The sequence below is a fragment of the Agathobaculum sp. genome, assembly GCF_034098985.1.
Taxonomy (GTDB): Bacteria; Bacillota; Clostridia; order Oscillospirales; family Butyricicoccaceae; genus Agathobaculum.
In genome coordinates, this window is record NZ_JAXEOA010000014.1 from 147307 (window position 1) to 166780 (window position 19474).

Genomic DNA, 19474 nt, shown 5'->3' on the forward strand with positions numbered 1-19474 from the left:
TTCTTGCTTTCTACTCTCTATCCTACCTTTTATTGCGGGAGCAGCCGGACGGAAGTCCGGCTGTTTCTGTTTTTTGTCACAATTCCTGCCGGCCTTCAAGCGCACGCGTGAGCGTCACCTCGTCGACAAATTCCAGATGCCCGCCGACCGGGATGCCATACGCCAAGCGCGTGATTTTGAGTTCAAAGGGCGACAATATCCGTGAAATATACATAGCGGTCGCCTCGCCCTCGGTATCCGGGTTGGTCGCCAAAATGACCTCTTCGATGTCCTCGTCCGCCACGCGCTGGATGAGCTCGCGGATGCGAATATCGTCCGGCCCGATGTGGTTTAAGGGCGACAGCGTGCCGTGCAGCACGTGATACAGCCCCTTATACTCCTTGGTGCGCTCAAACGCGATCACGTCGCGCGGGTCGGCCACGACGCAGACCGTCTTCTGATCCCGCGCGGCGTTCGCGCAGATCGGGCACAGCTCGCTGTCCGTCAGGTTCTGGCAGCGTTTGCAGGTGAATGTCTTGGCCTTGGCGTCCCGAATAGCGTCGGCAAAGCGGTCGGCGTCCTCACGCGGCAGTGTCAGCACATGGAACGCAAGCCGCTGCGCGGTCTTCTGGCCGATCCCCGGCAGCCGGGCAAATTCTTCGATCAGCCGTTCAACCGGCGGTGCGAAGTAGTCCATCAGAACAATCCGCCGCCGAGGCCGCCGCCCAGACCGCCCATGCCGCCTGTGACCGACGTCATCTGGCTCTGGGATTTCTCCTGCGCCGCCTTGAGCGCCTCATTGACCGCTGCCAGCACCAGATCCTGCAGCATTTCCACATCGTCCGGATCGACGACCTCGGGCTTGATCGCAACACTTTTGACCGTCGACGTTCCGGTCACGGTCACGGTCACTGCGCCGCCGCCGGCCGAAGCCTCGGTCTCCATCTGCGCGATCTCCTCCTGCGCTTTCAGCATGTTTTCCTGCATCTTCTGTGCCTGCTTCATCATGGCCTGCATGTTCATGCCGCCGCCAAATCCGTTAAACTTTCCCTTTGCCATCGTTTATGTCCTCCTCAAAGCTCATGTATCTCAATATCAAATGCTTTCGCGCGATCCATCAGTTCGTCCGCTGCGCTCGGGCCTTTTTTCTCCGGCATGGCGTCCGTCTCGCGCACCTTGACCTTGACCGGCGCGCCCATCAGCGCTGCCGCCTGCTCGCGGATGACTTTCATGGTCGGCTCCGCCTTGGCGAGCATGGTCGTGATGCCGTCCTCGCACAGGATGACGACCGCGCCGTCCTCCAGCACACCTTTGGCGGACAGCTTCAGGTTGGTGTGCGCACCCGTATTGATCTTGCCGGTCAGCGCTTCCAGCAGCCTCGGCCACTGCGGCCAATCATCATATGAAACATCCGGCGATTTTTCTCGTTTTTCCGCTGTGGCATCCGGTTCCGCCGCCGCCCAATCCGGCGCGTCGCCATCGCCCGGCAGGGGCGGACGGTCCTCATTATCCGCCGGCTTTGCCACCCCGGCCGGCACGGCTTGTATGGGGGCTGCCGGCGCGGCCGGCACGCCATGCTTCAGCTTTTCCTCCAGCGCTTCCACGCGGCCGCCAAGCGTATCATAGCTGTCCTCCGACAGCGTGCACAGCCGTACCGCGCACAACTCCGCCTCCACACGGCGGTTGGAGGCATTCCGCATCCGATCGAGCGCCTGCCCGATGACACGACTCCACGCGATCAGCGTCGCGGCCGCAAGGCCGTCGCACAGTTTTTGCAGCGTTTTCACCGTATAGGCGGGCGAAATGAGCGCGCTCACATCGGTTTTACTAGTCTTGACCAGCAGCGCGTCGCGGATCAGCCCCAAAAGCTGATCGTACACCGCGGCAAGGTCGCGCCCCGCACGGTAATATTCGTCCAGCAGCGCGATGGCCGCCGACAAATCGTTTTCTTTGAAATATCCGGCAAGCCGCACCGCGTCGTCCTGCCCCATGATGCCGAGCGCGGCCGTCACCGTTTCCTCATCAACCGCGCCCGAAGCCGCCGCGCGGTCAAGCATGGAGAGCGCGTCGCGCATTGCCCCGTCCGCCAGGCGCGCAATCAGCCGTGCCGCGCCCTCGGAAAGCGTGATATTCTCTTTGGCCGCGATATCGAGCAGCCGCCGGGCGATATCCTCGGCGCCGATGCGGCGGAAATCAAACCGCTGGCAGCGCGACAGGATGGTCGCGGGCACTTTATGGATCTCGGTCGTCGCCAGAATGAACAGCACGTGCTCGGGCGGCTCCTCCAGCGTTTTCAGCAGCGCGTTGAACGCGCCCGTGGACAGCATGTGCACCTCGTCGATGATGAACACGCGCTTTTTCACCTGCGCGGGCGTGTAGCGTGTCTCGTCGCGCAGGTCACGGATATTGTCCACGCCGTTGTTCGAGGCCGCGTCGATCTCGGTCACGTCGAGCACCGAGCCGTCCAGAATGCCGCGGCATGACGGGCATTCATTGCAGGGGTCGCCGTCCACCGGGCGCTCGCAGTTGACCGCGCGTGCGAGTATTTTGGCGCAGGTGGTCTTGCCCGTGCCGCGCGTGCCGGTAAACAGATACGCGTGGCTGAGCCTTCCCGATTTGAGCTGCGCGCGCAGCGTATCCGTGATATGCTGCTGGCCGATCACATCGGCAAATTGCAGCGGCCGCCATTTCCGGTATAACGCCTGATACACTGCCTCCACCCCTTCATAAAAATTCCAAAAGAGGCGGGCGCATGCCCGCCTCCAAGCGTTTTTTTCATACCCTGTCAGCGCTCCACAAGACCGCACACGGGCGATTCGAAAGCGCCGCTCCGATTGCCTTTCCGCGCGTCGAGCTCCAGATCGGCAGCTCTGCGGCACACGATGGTTTCTGCTTAATGCTGCTCGGTTCCCCGCCTGACATGGTTCGCAGTCCTCCGTTGCGCAGTACCGGTCTGTCATCGCTCTGTGGGCAGACGCCGCATCGAAACGCCGTCCCTCCTCGCCCGTATCATCCCCGCTATAGCGGATTGCGGGTTACAAGGCACCGCTGCCGCCCCGATGTGTGCGGCCTTGTGCGGCGCTGACTGGGTATATACTCTCCCATCCAGAGAAATGCCGGATGGGAGAATTTTGTGCTGGAATACCGGAATTTATGCCTCGGGATCATCCGGTGATGGCGGCGCAGTATCTCCGCCGCCTCCATTGCCTCCGGATTCTCCGCCAGTATTCCCTCCGGACTCCCCGCCCGGATCTCCGCCGGTTTCTCCGCCCGAATTGCCGCCTTGGCTGCCGCCGGACTCGCCGCCCGGGGTGCCGCCTTGATTACCGCCCTGGTTCGGCGGCGTGACAGGCAGTCCGGTTTCGGGGTCGACCGAGGGATCGTTGGCCTTATCCTTCTCTTCCTGCTTCTTCTTTTCCTCTTCTTCCTTCTTCTTGCGCTCTTCCTCTTCCTTCTTCTTGGCTTCTTCCTCTTCGTTCGGCACGTCAATGCCGTTCTTTTGGCCAAGGTCGTAGGTCTTATAGCCCTTGTGCTTACAAATCTCAGTCGGCGCCTGGCCCTTGTAGAAGCGCCCGGTCGCTACGCGTCCCGCCGCGCGGCACGCGCCCGACGGCGCAAGGCCGCTGTCCATACAGTAGCTCGCGGTCTCAAAATCTTGCGGATGTGAATCAAACACCAAATTGGAATCGCCCTCGTGCACACGGCGCATGATCTTGGTCCACATGTTGGCCGCCGGGTTGCCCCACAGACCGGTCAGTGTATACTGCTGGTCAAAGCCGAACCATACCGCGCCGGAATACTTCGGCGTCAGGCCGCAGAACCAGCGGTCATAGTTTGCGCTGGTCGTACCGGTCTTGCCTGCCGTCTGCACGCCGGAAATCGTCGCGCCCGTGGCGGTACCGAACGAGGTCGTGCCCTGCATGCATTCGAGCATGTAGTAGGCCGTGCGCACGTTACGGAAGCCGAGGTCGTCGCGCGGATTGTTTTCCAGCACCACATTGCCCTCAGAATCGAGCACCTTGGTATAGGTGCGCGTCTGAGCAAACACACCGTCGTTGATGAACGAGGAGAACGCGCCCGCCATCTCGCGAACCGTCACGCCGTCGGTCAGGCCGCCGAGCGCGAGAGGCGCGAGATCGATATCGCTCGAAACCGAGCCGTCCGCATTAGTGCGGTTGCCGACGAGCTTGATGCCGAGGCGCTGTGTCATGAAATCATAGGAGGCCTGCGGCGTCAGCATGTTCATAACCTGCACCGCGATCGTATTGATCGAATGCGCCAGCGCGTTTTTAATCACCATCGCGCCGCCGGTATATTTGCCTGAGTCGTTTCGCGGCCACGGCTTGCCGTTCACTTCCTTGAGCGGTTTGTCATAGGCCGTTGAGGTCGGCACAATGATGCCCGCGTCCATCGCGGGACCATAGGTCGAGATCGGCTTGATCGAAGAACCTGGCTGGCGGCGCGCGTCGGTCGCGCGGGAGAACGTGCGCTTGCCTTCCTTTTCGCCGCGTCCGCCGACAATGCCCTTGATGTTGCCCTGTTTATCGGTGATGACCATGGCGCTCTGCGGCAGCAGGCCGTCGCGCTCCATGTCGGGGAAGTTTTCGTTGTTTTTATACTCCTCATCCATGATCTGCTGGATGCGGGTGTCGATCGTCGCATAAATCTTGAGGCCGCCGGAGTTTACCATGTTCTCCGCCACCAGCTCGGAATAGCCCTTTTGATCCATGAGGTCCTGAATGACGTCCTTGATAACCGCGTCGGTGAAATAGGAGTACGGGTCGGTCAGGTCGTTGTTATACAACTCGACCGAGCGGTAATTGAGCTCTTCCGCGACCGCCGCGTCGTGGTCGGCCTGGGAGATCATGCCCAGTTCGAGCATCTTGCCCAAAATGGTCTCCTGGCGCTTTTTGATCTTTTCCGGATAGGTGTAAGGGTCATAAAGCGACGGGTTGTTCGTGATGCCCGCCAAAACCGCGCATTCCGCAAGATCCAGTTCGGACACGTCCTTGCCGAAATAAGTTGCCGAAGCGGTCTTGACGCCGTATTTGTTGCGGCCAAGGTAGATCGTGTTCAGATACATTTCCAGAATGTGTTCTTTATCATCGATCTTGTTTTCCAGCGCCAGCGCGCGGAAAATTTCCGTCACCTTGCGCTTGACCGAATAATCATCGTCGTTGGTCATGTTTTTGATAAGCTGCTGCGTGATGGTCGAGCCGCCGTAGCTGCCGCCGCTGCCGACCCATTCGAGCGCCGCGCCGAATGTTCGCTTCCAGTCTACGCCTTTATGCTGGTAGAATCGTTCATCCTCAATCGCAACGATGGCGTTTTTCAGGTTTTTGGGGATACTGTCCCCATCCACCCAAATGCGATCCTCGAGGCCCTTGATCGTTTCATAAAGCGTTTCCTGTCCGTTTTCGTCCACCGCGTAGATGAATGAGTTGAGATCCAGACCCATGCCTGTGCTCATCGAGGCAATGTCGTCTTCAATGGACGGATTAATATAGGCATGTACATAATAGGCGAACGCGATGCCGCAGAAGCACGCGCAAAGCACGCCGATCAGCAAAAGCGTCAGCAAAACGCGCGCGATGCCGCGTCCGATGCCATGCGATTTTCTCTTGCCAGTTGCCAATTCGGTTTCCTCCTTGCCCAGCGGCAAAACCACGGGCCTTTTCGAAGTCGGACGCAATTCACGCCCGATTTGTTCCCAGCATACGGTGATATTATAACACAGGGTATACGAAATTCCAAACAATTTTTCTGTTTTCTGGTGAATAAATCCAAAAAGTGCGGGAATACTCACATAAAACGCACAACAAAGGATGTTTTTCTATGATACAGGGCTTCTATCTGCTTGCCATGCAGCGCGCAAAGCGGCGCCAGCGCGTTGCGGCGGCGGCCTGTCTGGTCGCTTTGCTGTTCCTAGTGTTTGCGGTACGCACGTGGTTTACTCCCGCGCCCGTCATGGTGGAAACAGCCGCCGTGCCGTATACCGCGGTCAGCGAGAACGACCGCCTGATCGTCTACCGCGCGGGCGAGCCGGTCATCCGCACGACAATCGATACCCGCACACTGCCCGAAGCAGACCGCGATGCGCTCCGGCAGGGCGTTTCGCTGCCCGATGCGGAAGCGCTTGCAAAGCTGCTTGAGGATTATGGGTCATAAACGGCAAAAGGGGGAACGGAAATTCCGTTCCCCCTTTTCTATTTTTCCCATCAAGGGCCGGTACAGTCGTCCACCGGCTCTTCCTCGATGCCGAAAAGCTTATCGTAATCGACGATCTTGCTGTTTTTCGGCGGCTCTGTCGCGGGCGACGCCTCGCCTTTTCGTTTTTCAAGCCCGATTGTCCATTCGGTGATGCTGGTGTTTTTCAGGTGCTCGACAGCGGTGATCTTCATTTTGTCGGCATTGCCCGAAAACGTGTAGCTTTTCAGCGTATCGCGCGAGCTGAAGAGCGAATAGCCCTGTTCGCGCTGCTCATAGGAGCCCTCAAACGCGCCGCTTGAAACGTTTAGCATCAGCTCCCCTTTCCGGTAGGCCACGCCGGCATCCGCAAGCAGTTGCTCCTCGTCGCTGCCCTCGGCGTTGGCGCGCACATCAAACCGCATCGTATAGCGGTCGCCCGACTGGGTAAAGAGGCTGTCGCCCAGCCGTTTTTCATTGTAGTCCGCCGCCCGGTTGGCCTCTTTCCAGATATTGGTGCGCCAACCGTACATACCGTAGCCGTGCTCTGCGTCTGCTACGAGCGTCGCGCCCACAGTGCCCGCGGCGCCCAGGCTCTGCATCCGGAACTGTCCCTCCAAATCAGGCGCTTCGCCGCCGAACGCATTGGGCACCTTGACCCATATGTTCGGGTCGCTCTCGGTGAGCGATTCCGCGTCCACCTCGCGCATTACGCGCAGCAGCAGCGGGCAGCGAAAATACAGCACGTCTTCCGAGACATTATAAATCAGATCGCACGAAGCGTTTTCCAAATCAGGCTTCAGCCGCTCGATGGCTGCGGCGATCTCCGCCGTATCGCCCATAAGCATACCCAATTGGTCAAACGTCTTGCGCACGAGCGCATACAAATCAAGCTGGATATCGGCCTCAAAGCCGCCATCCTCGGTGGTCACGCTCAATTTGCCCTTCATGGGATAGCTCACGTTGCCGTCGATCGAGTTCAGCTCGGTATACAGCATCGAGATATTCACCACGGTGCGCAGTGTTTCCGCGGGGTCGTGTTTGGGCTGTGCGGCGTACCAGCGGTTTAAAATGGTAAACCGTCCGTCAATATCGGCGACCAGTCCCGCGCGGTCGTATAGGTCGACGATCTGGTTATATTCGTCCCATTTGACGGTCAAACCAAAAGCTTCCGCCAGATAGCGCGCCGAAATATAGGTGCGGCCGTCCTTTTCATAGGGGGTAACATCCATCAGGCGGCAATAGGCTTCGCCGTCCTCGGTTTGAACAAACCCCTCGGGTTTCTCCTCTTCCGCGCCCGACCAATACAGCTCCTTTTCCCCGAGCGTAAAGCGGAGATGCGCGTCCTGCGTTTCCACGGTCACGCTGCCGCTCTGGTAGCCGACCTGTGCGCCCATGGCCTCCGCGGCCGCGCGAAGCGGCACCATGGTGCGCCCTCCGGTCTGCACGGGCTGCGCGTCCGGGAACGCGATCTTTTCGCCGTTATACGTGACCGAAAGGGGCGGGACAAAGCTCCACTGATCCTCCTGCACCATCCACACCGCCATTTGACGGTAAAAGCCCTCGCGGCTTTCCCAATAGCCGTAATCGACCATCGCGTCCAACTCTTCAAGGCTGGAATAACCATAGTAATCCAGCGCCACTGCCGGATCCGCCTGAATCTCCGCATAACGCTGGCGGTAATGCTCAACCACCCAATCATAATCGACACGGCCGTAATCAAACATCTCGTCCATCATCGCGTCGGATGATTCATAATCCATCTGCTCATACAGCGGCGGTTCCAAGTCCGCCGCAAGCGCGGCGGGCAGCGCCCCGCACAGCATCGCCGCCGCAAGCAGCAGAGAAAGCAATCGTTTCATCCCGATTCCCCTCCTTTTATTTTGGTAATTTCATCATACCATTGCGAAATGCGGTTGTCACGCGAAATCACGCATATCAACCGGTCTTTTCACATAGCTTGTTACCGAGGGGGCGTTCATTATGTTTATCACCATCACCCGAGACACAATTTACCGCATTGCGGCGGCTGCCGGCGTGTGCGTGCTGCTCGCCGTGCTGCTCACGCGTCTGCCCGGCGGCGGGGACGACACCGCGCAGGCTGTGGCAGACGCGGAGGAGGCCATCCCAACCGCGGTGAGCGATTGGGGCTTATCGTTCCAGACTGAGGGGCAGCCCCCTGTGGGCAACGTGTCCGCCGATACGCTCAAGCAGTGGAACGCGTATTATGTGGGCGACACGAGCAAGCCCAAAATCTACATCACCTTTGACGCGGGCTTTGAAAACGGCAACACGCCCGCCATCCTCGACGCGCTCAAAAAACATAACGCGCCCGCATGCTTTTTCCTTGTGGGCAATTATATTGACACCGCGCCCGATTTAGTCAAGCGCATGGTGGAGGAGGGGCATACGGTCGGCAACCACACGATGCACCACCCGGATATGTCCAAAATTGCGGACCAAGCGGCTTTCGAGCAGGAACTGAACGGCCTAGCGGACAAATTCAAGGAGCTTACCGGGCAGGAGCTGCCGAAGTTTTACCGTCCGCCGCAGGGCAAGTTTTCCGAGGAAAATTTGAAACAGGCGCAGGAGCTGGGGTATACGACGGTGTTCTGGTCGCTCGCGTACGTGGATTGGTATACCGACAACCAGCCGAGCGACGAGCAGGCGTATGCAAAGCTGCTGCCGCGCATCCACAACGGCGCGATCGTGCTCTTGCACTCGACCAGCGAGACCAACGCCCGCATTTTGGATGAGCTGCTCACCAAATGGGAGGACATGGGCTATACGTTCGGGTCGCTCAACGATCTTGCGGGGTAAGCAAGGCGAAAGAATCCTGCAAGGCGTCGTCCAGCAGCGAGATAAGGAACAGCGCGTCCGCTTGCCCTCCCTCCAGCTCGGCACGGGCAATCACATCCGTGACCTGCCGATATAAGTTGTTATATGCACTTTTAAAATCAAATTGTTGTTCCGACATTTTTATCACCTCCCGGATATTTTAGAACAATATATTCAAAAACGCAATAGAATATTTCGTTCTAGATATACTGAGGACATGGTGATAAAAATGATTTATCCTCGTATTCGCGCTTTGCGCGAAGATAACGACTTTACACAAAAGCAAATTGGCGCAGTAGTCGGCGTTTCTCAACGCGTTTATGCGTATTATGAGAGCGGTGAGCGCATGGTTCCGCCCGATGTTTTGTGCAAACTGGCCGATTTCTACCAAACCAGCGTCGATTATCTTCTCGGTCGCACCGACACCAAATAAAACGCATCGAAACAGTTGTTTCGATGCGTTTTTGTTGTTATACTATATAGCATAGGAAAGGATGATCTACATGGAGCGTTCCAAAGTCTATTTCGCGGATTTCCGCACCACGTATACCGAGAATTTGCAGCAAAAACTCACCCGCCTGCTCAAAGCCGCGGGCATGGACAAAATTGACTTCGATAAAAAGTTTGCCGCCATTAAAATCCACTTCGGCGAGCCCGGCAACCTCGCGTTCCTGCGCCCCAACTGGGCGAAAACGGTAGCGGATTTCATAAAAGAGCGCGGCGGCAAGCCGTTCCTCACCGATTGCAACACGCTCTACGTCGGCGGCCGCAAAAACGCGCTCGACCACCTCGATTCCGCTTACTTAAACGGCTTTTCTCCCTTTTCCACCGGCTGCCATGTCATCATTGCGGACGGACTCAAGGGCACGGATGAGGCCTATGTGCCCGTGCAGGGCGGCGAATACGTGAAGGAAGCCAAGATCGGCCAAGCCATCATGGACGCGGATGTGTTCATCTCGCTCACCCATTTTAAGGGGCACGAGCAGGCCGGCTTCGGCGGCGCGCTCAAGAATATCGGCATGGGCTGCGGCTCGCGTGCGGGCAAAATGGAGCAGCACAACGCGGGCAAACCGCAGGTCGAACAGGACACCTGCATCGGCTGCGGCATGTGCCAAAGAATCTGTGCGCACAGCGCCATCACCATTACGGACAAAAAAGCGGCCATCGACCATGCCAAATGCGTCGGCTGCGGCCGCTGCATCGGCGTCTGTCCGACCGACTCGGTCGCCTGCGCGTTCGATGAATCGGTGGATGTTTTGAACCGCAAAATTGCGGAATACACCAAGGCGGTGGTGGACGGCAGGCCGTGCTTCCACATCTCGCTCGTGCTCGACGTGTCACCCAACTGCGACTGCCACGCCGAAAACGACGTGCCCATCGTGCCCAATATCGGCATGTTTGCTTCGTTTGACCCCATCGCGCTCGACCAAGCGTGCGCGGACGCGGTCAACGCCGCGCCTATAAACCCGGCAAGCCTGCTGTGCGACGCGCATGAGCGCCACCATATCGACGACGCGCACGACCATTTCCACGCCGTTCATCCGGACACCAACTGGCAGTCCGCGCTTGCGCACGGCGAAAAGCTTGGCCTCGGCACGCGGCAGTATGAACTGGTGAAAATTTAAGGCAAAAGAAAAAGAGAGGCGTTTGCCTCTCTTTTTTTGCATTCAGGATATCAGCTCGCGCCCCTCAAATTCGGCGCGGCGGCGAATATCCGCCATGATGTCGTCGAACATGGGCAGGTCGAGCGACTGCGCGCCGTCGCACAAAGCGCAGCGCGGGTTGTTGTGCGCCTCGATGATGAGGCCGTCCGCCCCCGCGGCGATGGCGGCGCGCGAAAGCGGCTGCACCATATCGCGCCGGCCGGCAGCGTGGCTGGGGTCGATGATGATGGGCAGATGCGACAGCTTCTTGACCAGCGGGATCGCCGTGATATCCAGATTGTTGCGGATCATGGTCTCAAATGTGCGGATGCCGCGCTCGCACAGGATGACATTGTGGTTGCCGCCCGCGAAAATGTATTCCGCCGCCATGAGGAACTCATCCATCGTAGCGGAAAGGCCGCGCTTTAAAAGGATGGGCTTGTCCGAATGCCCCAGTTCCTTGAGCAGCATGAAATTCTGCATGTTGCGCGCGCCGAGCTGGATGATGTCCACATCCGCGAACAGGTCGAGGTGCTTCTCGCTCATGATCTCGGTGACGATAGGCAGGCCGGTCTGCCGCTTGGCTTCGAGCAGCAGCCGAAGCCCCTCGGCCTCCAGCCCTTGGAACGAATACGGCGAGGTGCGCGGCTTGAACGCCCCGCCGCGCAGGAACGACGCGCCCGCCTTCTTGACCGACTCCGCCACCTCGACGATCTGCGCCTCGCTCTCGACCGAGCACGGCCCGGCCATCACGTTAAAATAGCCCGCGCCGATCTTGCGGCCCGCGACCTCGATGATGGAATCGTCCGGATGGAACTTGCGGTTGACCGCCTTAAACGGTTCAGTCACGCGCTGGACGCGCTCGACCACGTCATAGGCCAGCACGTCGTGCTCGTCGATGCTCGAGGTGTCGCCCATCAGGCCGAGGATGGTGGTGTTCGCACCCTCGGAATAGTTGATTTTAAGACCCATATCTTCAAAGTGCCGGATCAAGCGTTCGACACGCATTTTTTCCGGATTCTGCTTGAGAACTACGATCATAGCGGTTTTTACTCCTTTATCAGCTAAAATTCACAGATGTTAAGAGTATAACACGGTTTTTGGCAAAAGAAAAGGGGTGATTTCCCACAAAATCACCCCGTGAAACATACGGTTTCTATATCCAGTTGTACATCGCTAACTCTTTTGAGCCGCTTTTAGCTCCTTGTACTGCGATTCAACGCCCGCGCAGAACTCGTCCCAGCGGCCGTCCGCGATCAGCTTCGCCGGGCAGACCTTGCCCGAAAAATCCTCGTGCTTGCGCAGCGCCTTGGGCTTTAAATCGTATTCGACCAGCAGGCGCGCGCACAGCTTCTGCGCGTTGATAAGCGTCTGCTCGTAGTTGCCGTCCTCGTTAACGCACATCTCAATGCCGATGCCGTTCATATTGCCGGTGTTTTTCTTCATGCCGTCGCCCGCGTGATAGCCGGCCTCGTTGTCGGGCAGGTGGTGGTAGATCTGCTTGTCGTCCACCGTGTAGTGCCACGATTCCTCGGTCTCCGCCTGATGGATGTAGGAATTGTGCGCCTTGGCATCCGCCCCGGCGGAGAAGTTGTCGGTCTCGTGGATGACTAAGTATTTGATCTCGCGCTGGATGCCCGGGCGCGCTTTGGAGCCCTCGGCGATATAATCCTCATAAACCGGCACGCTGCCGATATAATCGATGTTCGCGTCCTGCCGGATGTCCGGCGTCATCCAGCCGCGCACCAGCATGCCCGCGGCAAACGCCAGCGCGACGATCAAAAGCAGGATCACCGGGCGGTAATTCGGTTTTTTGCCCTTGCCGCGCGTGCCGCTGTAAAACCCCAATATTCTCAATTGCGTCCGCTCCCTGTCCCCATAGTATTTTTTATTTTACATCAAATCGACAGATTTTTCAATTTTTTCGGCTGTAAACTTTTTGTGTCCATGGAAAAACCGCGGCGATCGGCCGTAAAACGTGTAACAAATCCTTGCATTCCGCCGAAGCCTGCGCTATAATAAACGGTACATGGAGAGGCAAGCGCCTTTAACCAGCAGAATTCTTTGACCGCCCCCGTCCATCCGGGGAGCCAAGGCCATACGGACAGCCGGGTCAAATGCCGAACTGGCAACTTTGTTGCCTTATTGATTGCGCCAGACGCGCAAATTTTATAAGTTGGCTGCCTAAAAAGCCGTGTGCCCGACCGCACATCACACTTGTGAAACAATCAATAAGAGTAGTAAAAGTAGATTCTTGCTATATAGACTCTTCCTCTACCAATAAAAAACCGTCTTTTCCCGCCCGCTGTGGGCGGCCGGCGGCCGTGTAGGATTGCTTTTTCCTCAAGTAAGATGTCGTTTTCGCGGCATCCGTTACTTGGGGATTTTTTATTTTGAAAGGAGCCCGGGCGATGCAGAACAAGCTCAAACTCTATGGGTTCAATAACCTGACCAAAGCGCTATCCTTTAATATTTACGACGTATGCTACGCCAAGACTGAGCGCGAACAGCGCGATTACATCGCCTATATCGACGAGCAGTATAACTCCGAACGCCTGACCGGCATCATGGAGCGCGTCACCGAAATGATCGGCGCGCATGTGCTGCACATTTCCAAGCAGGACTATGACCCGCAGGGCGCTTCGGTCACGTTCCTGATCGCCGAGGAGCACATGCGCCCGGCGCAGGCCGCTTTAGAGCCGGATACGATCGTCGCGCATCTGGATAAAAGCCATGTCACGGTCCACACCTACCCGGAATACCATCCGGACACCTGCCTTGCAACGTTCCGCGTCGATATCGACGTGGCGACCTGCGGCGAAATCACGCCGCTCTCGACGCTCGATTACCTGATCGGCTCGTTCGATTCCGATATCATCACGATGGACTACCGCGTGCGCGGGTTCACGCGCGACATCGAGGGGCAAAAGCTGTTTATGGATCACCATATGACGTCCATCCAGGACTTTATCGACCCCCATACGCTCGAGCGGTACGACGCGATCGACATCAACGTCTATCAGGCCAATTTGTTTCACACCAAAATGCTGCTCAAAGAGGTCGATCTGCAAAACTACCTGTTCAACACCGACATCTATGAGCTGCCGCCCAAAACGCGCCTGAAGATCCATTCCGACCTGCGGCGCGAGATGATCGAGATTTTCTCGGGAAAGAATATCTATTGAAAGGAATCCTGCTTTGATGGATCAGTCCCGCGCGCCCATCATGGAGGCGCTCGAACAATTTAAGTCTATGCGCATCGTGCCGTTTGATGTGCCCGGGCACAAGCGCGGGCGCGGCAACCCCGAGCTGACGCGCTTTCTCGGCGAACAGTGCATGACGGTCGATGTGAATTCCATGAAACCGCTCGACAATCTGTGCCATCCGTCAAGCGTCATCCGGGAGGCTGAGGAGCTCGCCGCCGAAGCGTTCGGCGCAAAGCACGCGTTTCTCATGGTCGGCGGCACAACCTCGTCGGTGCAGTCGATGATTTTATCCGTCGTCGGCCGCGGGGACGAGATCATCCTGCCGCGAAACGTCCACCGCTCGGTTATCAACGCCTTGGTGCTCACCGGTGCGATCCCCGTTTATGTCAACCCGCAGATGAACGAACGGCTCGGCATATCGCTCGGCATGTCGGTGAAAGACGTGAAAAAGGCGATCGAAAAGCACCCGGGCGCCAAAGCCGTGCTTGTCAACAACCCGACGTATTACGGCATTTGCTCGGACATCCGCGAAATCGTCCGGCTGGCGCACGCCAAAGGCATGAAGGTGCTGGCCGACGAGGCGCACGGCACGCATTTCTATTTTGGGGAAGACCTGCCCGTGTCCGCTATGGCCGCAGGGGCCGACCTTGCAAGCGTTTCCATGCACAAATCGGGCGGCTCGCTGACGCAGTCAAGCTTCCTTTTGTGCGGACAGTCGGTGAACCCCGACCATGTGCGTCAGTTCATTAACCTGACGCAGACGACAAGCGGGTCTTACCTTTTGATGGTCAGCCTCGACATTTCGCGCAAAAATCTCGCTTTGCGGGGCAAAGAGATTTTCCGCAAGGTGAGCGCGCTGACCGAATACGCCCGCGAGGAAATCAACCAGCTCGGCGATTACTACGCCTATTCCAGAGAACTTATAAACGGGGACACCGTCTTCGACTTTGACGTGACAAAGCTGGCCGTCAACACGCTGGACGTCGGTCTCGCCGGCATCGAGGTATATGATATCCTGCGCGATTTTTACGATATCCAGACCGAGTTCGGCGACCTTGGCAACCTGCTCGCCTATGTTTCCGTGGGCGACCGCGAGCGCGATCTCGAACGGCTGGTCGCCGCGCTTTCCGACATCCGCCGCCGCTATAAGCGCGACAAGGCCGAGCTCATGCGGCAGGAATACATTTCGCCGCAGGTCGTCACCGGCCCGCAGGAGGCTTTTTATGCGGAAAAGCAGTCCCTCCCGCTCGAAAACACGGTCGGCCGCATCTGCGCCGAATTTGTCATGTGTTATCCGCCCGGCATCCCCATTCTCGCGCCCGGTGAGCGCATCACAAAGGAAATTCTCGACTATATCCGCTATGCAAAAGAGAAAAACTGCCTGCTCACAGGCACCGAAGACCCCGACGTCAACAACCTGCAGGTCATTAAAGGAGTGGTAAGTCCATGCACCTGACCTTTACCGAAATGCACACCCCGACCGTCGGCCTGCAGATCGCGGTCGACCGCCAGCTTTACACCGGGCAAAGCGACTTCCAGCGCATCGACGTGTTCGAGTGTGAGGAATTCGGCCGTTTTCTGACGCTCGACGGCTACATGATGCTGACCGAGCGCGATGAGTTTATTTATCACGAAATGATGGTGCACGTGCCGCTTGCCGTCATGGGCGATCGCATCAAAAAAGTGCTTGTCATCGGCGGGGGCGATGGCGGCTGCGTGCGCGAGCTCACCCGCTACCGGCACATCGAGCATATCGATCTGGTCGAGATCGACGAGTGCGTTGTCAGGGTCTGCCAGAAATACCTGCCTTCGGTCTCCTGCGCGCTGACCGACCCGCGCGTGCATCTTTTGTTTCAGGACGGTTTAAAATACATCCGCCGCTGCGACAATGAATACGACCTCATCATCATCGATTCGACCGACCCGTTCGGCCCGGGCGAGGGACTGTTTACCATGGAGTTTTATGGAAACTGTTATAAAGCCCTCAAACCGGACGGCGTTCTGGTCAATCAGCACGAAAGCCCGTTTTACAAGGGCGACGCGCTCGCCTGCCAGCGCGCGCACAAGAACATCGTGCATTCGTTTGAGCTTTCGCGCCTGTTCCAGGCGCACATCCCGACCTATCCGTCCGGCCATTGGCTGTTCGGCTTCTCCTCGCGCGGCGTACATCCCGTGCACGATCTGGACGCAAGCTGGTGGAACAGCCTCGGCCTTGAGACGAAGTATTATAACACAAATCTGCATAAGGGCGCGTTTTACCTGCCCAACTATGTGCAGAAACTTTTAGAGAAAGTGGAGGAAACCTAAATGGGAAAAGCCCTGATCATTGGCTGCGGCGGCGTCGCCTCGGTCGCCATCCATAAGTGCTGCCAGCTCAGCGATGTGTTTGAGGACATTCTGATCGCCTCGCGCACCAAATCGAAATGCGACGCGCTCGCGGAAAAGCTTTCCGGCACCACGCCGACCCATATCCAGACCGCTAAGGTCGATGCGGACAACGTGGACGAGCTCTGCGCGCTCATTGATGAATACAAGCCCGACGTTGTCATGAACATCGCCCTGCCCTATCAGGATCTGACCATTATGGAGGCTTGCCTCAAATGCGGCGTCAACTATATGGACACCGCCAACTACGAGCCCGAGGACACGGACGAACCGGAATGGCGCAAAATTTATGAAAAACGCTGCAAGGATGAGGGCTTTTCGGCTTATTTCGACTATTCTTGGCAGTGGGCGTACAAAGAAAAGTTTGAAAAGGCCGGTCTGACCGCGCTTCTCGGCTCGGGCTTCGACCCGGGCGTGACGCAGGCGTTCTGCGCCTACGCCCAGAAGCACCTGTTCGACGAGATCGACACCATCGACATCCTCGACTGCAACGGCGGCGACCACGGCTACCCGTTCGCCACCAACTTCAACCCCGAAATCAACCTGCGCGAGGTGTCCGCGCCCGGCTCCTATTGGGAAAACGGGCATTGGGTCGAGATCCCGGCAATGAGCATCAAGCGCGAATACGATTTCGCGCAGGTCGGCCAGAAAGATATGTACCTGCTGCATCACGAGGAAATCGAATCGCTCGCCAAAAACATTCCGAACGTCAAACGCATCCGCTTTTTCATGACGTTTGGCCAGTCGTACCTGACGCACATGAAGTGCTTTGAGAACATCGGCCTGCTGTCCACCACGCCGATCGAGTTTGAGGGCAGGCAGATCGTGCCCATCCAGTTCCTCAAAGCCCTGCTGCCCGACCCGGCGACGCTTGGCCCCAGGACAAAAGGCAAGACCAACATCGGCTGTATTTTCACCGGCCGCAAGGACGGCAAGGAAAAGACCGCCTATATTTACAACGTCTGCGACCACGAGGAGTGCTACCGCGAGGTCGGCTCGCAGGCCATCTCTTACACCACGGGCGTGCCCGCCATGATCGGCGCGGCCATGCTGCTCACCGGCAAGTGGAAGAAGCCCGGCGTGTATACGGTCGAGGAGTTCGACCCCGATCCGTATATGGACATGCTGAACAAATACGGTCTGCCATGGCAGGTCGTCGAAAACCCGGTTTTGGTGGACTGATATGAGATTTACCGAGCTTCCTACCCCCTGCTATCTCATCGATGAAAACAAGATCGTGCAGAACCTCGCCGTGCTGCACGATGTGGCGCGCCGCTCGGGCGCGAAGATTTTGCTCGCGCAAAAGGCGTTTTCGATGTTTTCCCTATATCCGCTTCTGGCGGAATATCTGGACGGCTCGACCGCCTCAGGCCTGTTTGAGGCGCGGCTTGCGAGCGAGCACTTCCCGGGCGAGACGCATGTGTATTCCCCCGCCTACGCGCCCGATGAGTTCGACGAGATTTTGCAATATGCCGACCATATCGTGTTCAATTCCTTTAACCAGTGGAAGATTTACGGCAATCTTGCGCGCGCGGCGGGCAAAAGCTGCGGACTGCGCGTCAACCCCGAATGCTCGACACAGCCCAAAGAGCACGCGATGTACGACCCCTGCGGGCCGACTTCGCGCCTCGGCATCACAATCGCCAACTTCCAGCCCGAGCTGCTCGACGGCATCGAGGGGCTGCATTTCCACACGCTCTGCGAACAGAATTCGGACGATCTGGTGCGCACGGTCGCGGCGTTTGAAAACCGCTTCGGCAAATACCTGAAAGACATGAAATGGCTCAACCTCGGCGGCGGCCACCACATCACGCGCGACGATTACGATGTGGAAGTGCTGGTCGAATGCGTCAAGTATCTGCGCGGAAAATACGGCGTGGAGGTTTATCTCGAGCCGGGCGAAGCCGTGGTGCTGAACGCAGGCTATCTGGTGTCGACCGTGCTGGAAGTGATGAAGAACCACGCGCATATCGCGATTTTGGACACCGCCGCGCCCTGCCACATGCCCGACGTGCTCGAAGTGCCTTACCGTCCGCCCGTATTCCGCGCGGCCGAGGGGCATAAAAAGGCGTTCACCTACACGCTCACCGGACGGTCGTGCCTCGCGGGCGACGTGATCGGCGAATATTCGTTCGACAATATGCTTCGCCCGGGCGATCAGGTGACCTTTGAAGACATGGCGCTGTATACGATGGTCAAGACCAATACCTTTAACGGCGTGCCGCTGCCAAACATCGCCCTCCGGCGTGCGGATGGGACGGATGAGATTGTCCGCACGTTTGGGTATGAGGATTTTAAAAACCGGTTGTCGTAAGGGATTCGCGGCCTGCGCGGCCGCACTGCGCCAAAGTATAATGGGGGGACTCCGTCCCCCCGCGATACTTTGGAAACCGCTCCCCCCTATGCCCGTTTTTTACGCTCTGGCCGCGCCCAAATCTCACGCAGTACCTTGCAGCCTTGGAAAATTGCGGGGAAACGGGCGTATGAACGACTTGGCTCAATTCCAGGGGCCGCCGTGCTGGCGAGAGCCTCGGGCCAGCACGGCGGCCCCTTGGACAGAGTCGAGTCGCCATCTGCACCCCGTTCCCCGCTTTTCTCCGGGATAAGAAGGTACTGCGGAAAGAAAACGCGCGGCGCAGAAAGCGAAATTCCACGAAGGGAAGATCGGGAGTTCCAAGAGGGGTAAGAAACCGTAGGTGTCTTACTCCTTTTGGCCCCGCGCCGGGCAGGCGCGCGTATCTCAAAGAAAAAGGCCAGCCTTACGGCTGGTCTTTTTCTTGCTCCGGCTTTGGCATGTGGGCAAGGGCAAACTCGATGCATCGGTTAATAAACGCATTTCTGTTGAGATTATACTGGGAAGCAGCAGTTTCCACCTCTTCTAAGAGGCTATTTGCCAATCTGATAGAGATTTGCTGACTTCCATATGGCTTTGGAATAAAATTCGACATTTCTATACATCCCCTCTTGAAAAAGAGTAATGTATATTGTATGCTAATTATATGGTTCAATTAGTATCACAATTTATATCACAGAGGTGATAAGAATGGCAGAATTTTGTCTCGAATGCTTTAACCAAATCGAAGAGCGCAACTACACCCGAAAGGATGTCAAGCTGTCCTTTTTGCCCGACTTATGCGAGGGCTGCGGAGAATCCCGCCGCATCGTCGTCGGCCTAAAGCACCGGCGCACAGGCTACCGCTCCGCACAGTCAAAAAAGACCGATTCCAAATGAATCGG

At 57.5% G+C, this 19474-nt stretch carries 19 protein-coding genes and 1 other RNA gene; 10 read left to right on the forward strand and 10 right to left on the reverse strand.

From position 1 onward, the window contains the following. Nucleotides 1–76: 76 nt before the first annotated feature. From recR to SO058_RS04535, 5 genes are all read right to left on the reverse strand, one after another. A complete protein-coding gene (recR, locus tag SO058_RS04515; RefSeq protein WP_320841805.1) occupies nucleotides 77–676 on the reverse strand; it encodes a recombination mediator RecR in 600 nt (199 codons plus the stop codon). Next, entirely contained in the window at nucleotides 676–1038 is a 363-nt protein-coding gene (locus tag SO058_RS04520) for a YbaB/EbfC family nucleoid-associated protein (RefSeq protein WP_320841806.1), read from the reverse strand. The genes recR and SO058_RS04520 overlap by 1 nt, the downstream gene beginning before the upstream one ends. A gap of 14 nt (nucleotides 1039–1052) precedes the next feature. Then, nucleotides 1053–2690, reverse strand: coding sequence for a DNA polymerase III subunit gamma/tau (dnaX, locus tag SO058_RS04525; RefSeq protein ID WP_320841807.1), 1638 nt, complete (start codon nucleotides 2688–2690; stop codon nucleotides 1053–1055). A gap of 90 nt (nucleotides 2691–2780) precedes the next feature. Then, nucleotides 2781–3048: signal recognition particle sRNA large type (gene ffs / locus SO058_RS04530), an RNA gene on the reverse strand. 82 nt (nucleotides 3049–3130) lie between these two features. After that, on the reverse strand, nucleotides 3131–5614 hold the full coding sequence (locus SO058_RS04535) for a transglycosylase domain-containing protein (RefSeq protein WP_320841808.1): 2484 nt from the start codon (nucleotides 5612–5614) through the stop codon (nucleotides 3131–3133). A gap of 200 nt (nucleotides 5615–5814) precedes the next feature. Between SO058_RS04535 and SO058_RS04540 the strand changes: the two genes are divergently transcribed. Next, nucleotides 5815–6147, forward strand: a complete 333-nt coding sequence (locus SO058_RS04540; protein ID WP_320841809.1) for a hypothetical protein — start codon at nucleotides 5815–5817, stop codon at nucleotides 6145–6147. A 50-nt stretch (nucleotides 6148–6197) separates the two neighbouring features. Here the strand turns inward: SO058_RS04540 and SO058_RS04545 are convergent, their stop codons facing one another. Further along, on the reverse strand, nucleotides 6198–8027 hold the full coding sequence (locus SO058_RS04545) for a copper amine oxidase N-terminal domain-containing protein (protein ID WP_320841810.1): 1830 nt from the start codon (nucleotides 8025–8027) through the stop codon (nucleotides 6198–6200). Nucleotides 8028–8148: 121 nt separating this feature from the next. Here SO058_RS04545 and SO058_RS04550 point away from each other — a divergent pair, with 121 nt between their 5' ends. Further along, nucleotides 8149–8985: a polysaccharide deacetylase family protein gene (locus tag SO058_RS04550; RefSeq protein ID WP_320841811.1), complete on the forward strand. Its 837-nt coding sequence runs from the start codon at nucleotides 8149–8151 to the stop codon at nucleotides 8983–8985. Here the strand turns inward: SO058_RS04550 and SO058_RS04555 are convergent. After that, the gene (locus SO058_RS04555; RefSeq protein WP_320841812.1) at nucleotides 8966–9142 is read right to left on the reverse strand and encodes a hypothetical protein; all 177 of its coding nucleotides are present in this window, start codon (nucleotides 9140–9142) and stop codon (nucleotides 8966–8968) included. The two genes, SO058_RS04550 and SO058_RS04555, sit on opposite strands and share 20 nt — an antisense overlap. A gap of 90 nt (nucleotides 9143–9232) precedes the next feature. Here SO058_RS04555 and SO058_RS04560 point away from each other — a divergent pair, with 90 nt between their 5' ends. Further along, a complete protein-coding gene (locus SO058_RS04560) occupies nucleotides 9233–9436 on the forward strand; it encodes a helix-turn-helix domain-containing protein (protein WP_320841813.1) in 204 nt (67 codons plus the stop codon). 70 nt (nucleotides 9437–9506) lie between these two features. Next, entirely contained in the window at nucleotides 9507–10628 is a 1122-nt protein-coding gene (locus SO058_RS04565) for a DUF362 domain-containing protein (RefSeq protein ID WP_320841814.1), read from the forward strand. 42 nt (nucleotides 10629–10670) lie between these two features. Here SO058_RS04565 and aroF read toward each other — a convergent pair whose 3' ends face one another. Both aroF and SO058_RS04575 read right to left on the reverse strand, forming a co-directional pair. Then, a complete protein-coding gene (gene aroF, locus SO058_RS04570) occupies nucleotides 10671–11687 on the reverse strand; it encodes a 3-deoxy-7-phosphoheptulonate synthase (protein WP_320841815.1) in 1017 nt (338 codons plus the stop codon). A 135-nt stretch (nucleotides 11688–11822) separates the two neighbouring features. Beyond that, the gene (locus SO058_RS04575) at nucleotides 11823–12503 is read right to left on the reverse strand and encodes a peptidoglycan recognition protein family protein (protein WP_320841816.1); all 681 of its coding nucleotides are present in this window, start codon (nucleotides 12501–12503) and stop codon (nucleotides 11823–11825) included. A gap of 554 nt (nucleotides 12504–13057) precedes the next feature. Here SO058_RS04575 and speD point away from each other — a divergent pair. From speD to nspC, 5 genes are read left to right on the forward strand one after another with little or no spacing between them, the layout of a single operon-like run. After that, nucleotides 13058–13831 carry an adenosylmethionine decarboxylase gene (speD, locus tag SO058_RS04580; RefSeq protein ID WP_320841817.1) on the forward strand — a complete coding sequence of 258 codons (774 nt, stop codon included), beginning with the start codon at nucleotides 13058–13060 and terminating at the stop codon, nucleotides 13829–13831. 16 nt (nucleotides 13832–13847) lie between these two features. Continuing rightward, on the forward strand, nucleotides 13848–15308 hold the full coding sequence (locus tag SO058_RS04585; protein WP_320841818.1) for an aminotransferase class I/II-fold pyridoxal phosphate-dependent enzyme: 1461 nt from the start codon (nucleotides 13848–13850) through the stop codon (nucleotides 15306–15308). Continuing rightward, a complete protein-coding gene (speE, locus tag SO058_RS04590; protein ID WP_320841819.1) occupies nucleotides 15299–16159 on the forward strand; it encodes a polyamine aminopropyltransferase in 861 nt (286 codons plus the stop codon). Before SO058_RS04585 ends, speE begins: the two co-directional genes overlap by 10 nt. After that, nucleotides 16160–17419 (forward strand): saccharopine dehydrogenase family protein, encoded by a 1260-nt coding sequence (locus SO058_RS04595; protein ID WP_320841820.1) that lies wholly within the window; start codon nucleotides 16160–16162, stop codon nucleotides 17417–17419. A gap of 1 nt (nucleotide 17420) precedes the next feature. Next, nucleotides 17421–18551: a carboxynorspermidine decarboxylase gene (gene nspC, locus SO058_RS04600; RefSeq protein ID WP_320841821.1), complete on the forward strand. Its 1131-nt coding sequence runs from the start codon at nucleotides 17421–17423 to the stop codon at nucleotides 18549–18551. A gap of 445 nt (nucleotides 18552–18996) precedes the next feature. On the opposite strand, the gene SO058_RS04605 is transcribed toward nspC, so the two are convergent. Beyond that, complete coding sequence (locus SO058_RS04605; RefSeq protein WP_320841822.1) at nucleotides 18997–19185, reverse strand: hypothetical protein; 189 nt, start codon at nucleotides 19183–19185, stop codon at nucleotides 18997–18999. A gap of 95 nt (nucleotides 19186–19280) precedes the next feature. On the opposite strand from SO058_RS04605, the gene SO058_RS04610 reads away from it, so the two are divergent. Beyond that, nucleotides 19281–19469 carry a hypothetical protein gene (locus SO058_RS04610; RefSeq protein ID WP_320841823.1) on the forward strand — a complete coding sequence of 63 codons (189 nt, stop codon included), beginning with the start codon at nucleotides 19281–19283 and terminating at the stop codon, nucleotides 19467–19469. Nucleotides 19470–19474: the final 5 nt, after the last annotated feature.

What these genes read in the sequence shown, in the direction of transcription:
- speE (WP_320841819.1), top strand. Translation starts at nt 15,299, where the DNA reads ATGCACCTGACCTTTACCGAAATGCACACCCCGACCGTCGGCCTGCAG.
- SO058_RS04585 (WP_320841818.1), top strand. Translation starts at nt 13,848, where the DNA reads ATGGATCAGTCCCGCGCGCCCATCATGGAGGCGCTCGAACAATTTAAG.
- nspC (WP_320841821.1), top strand. Translation starts at nt 17,421, where the DNA reads ATGAGATTTACCGAGCTTCCTACCCCCTGCTATCTCATCGATGAAAAC.
- SO058_RS04545 (WP_320841810.1), bottom strand. Translation starts at nt 8,027, where the DNA reads ATGAAACGATTGCTTTCTCTGCTGCTTGCGGCGGCGATGCTGTGCGGG.
- SO058_RS04595 (WP_320841820.1), top strand. Translation starts at nt 16,160, where the DNA reads ATGGGAAAAGCCCTGATCATTGGCTGCGGCGGCGTCGCCTCGGTCGCC.
- SO058_RS04550 (WP_320841811.1), top strand. Translation starts at nt 8,149, where the DNA reads ATGTTTATCACCATCACCCGAGACACAATTTACCGCATTGCGGCGGCT.
- speD (WP_320841817.1), top strand. Translation starts at nt 13,058, where the DNA reads ATGCAGAACAAGCTCAAACTCTATGGGTTCAATAACCTGACCAAAGCG.
- SO058_RS04555 (WP_320841812.1), bottom strand. Translation starts at nt 9,142, where the DNA reads ATGTCGGAACAACAATTTGATTTTAAAAGTGCATATAACAACTTATAT.
- SO058_RS04605 (WP_320841822.1), bottom strand. Translation starts at nt 19,185, where the DNA reads ATGTCGAATTTTATTCCAAAGCCATATGGAAGTCAGCAAATCTCTATC.
- SO058_RS04610 (WP_320841823.1), top strand. Translation starts at nt 19,281, where the DNA reads ATGGCAGAATTTTGTCTCGAATGCTTTAACCAAATCGAAGAGCGCAAC.
- SO058_RS04565 (WP_320841814.1), top strand. Translation starts at nt 9,507, where the DNA reads ATGGAGCGTTCCAAAGTCTATTTCGCGGATTTCCGCACCACGTATACC.
- SO058_RS04540 (WP_320841809.1), top strand. Translation starts at nt 5,815, where the DNA reads ATGATACAGGGCTTCTATCTGCTTGCCATGCAGCGCGCAAAGCGGCGC.
- SO058_RS04520 (WP_320841806.1), bottom strand. Translation starts at nt 1,038, where the DNA reads ATGGCAAAGGGAAAGTTTAACGGATTTGGCGGCGGCATGAACATGCAG.
- recR (WP_320841805.1), bottom strand. Translation starts at nt 676, where the DNA reads ATGGACTACTTCGCACCGCCGGTTGAACGGCTGATCGAAGAATTTGCC.
- SO058_RS04560 (WP_320841813.1), top strand. Translation starts at nt 9,233, where the DNA reads ATGATTTATCCTCGTATTCGCGCTTTGCGCGAAGATAACGACTTTACA.
- aroF (WP_320841815.1), bottom strand. Translation starts at nt 11,687, where the DNA reads ATGATCGTAGTTCTCAAGCAGAATCCGGAAAAAATGCGTGTCGAACGC.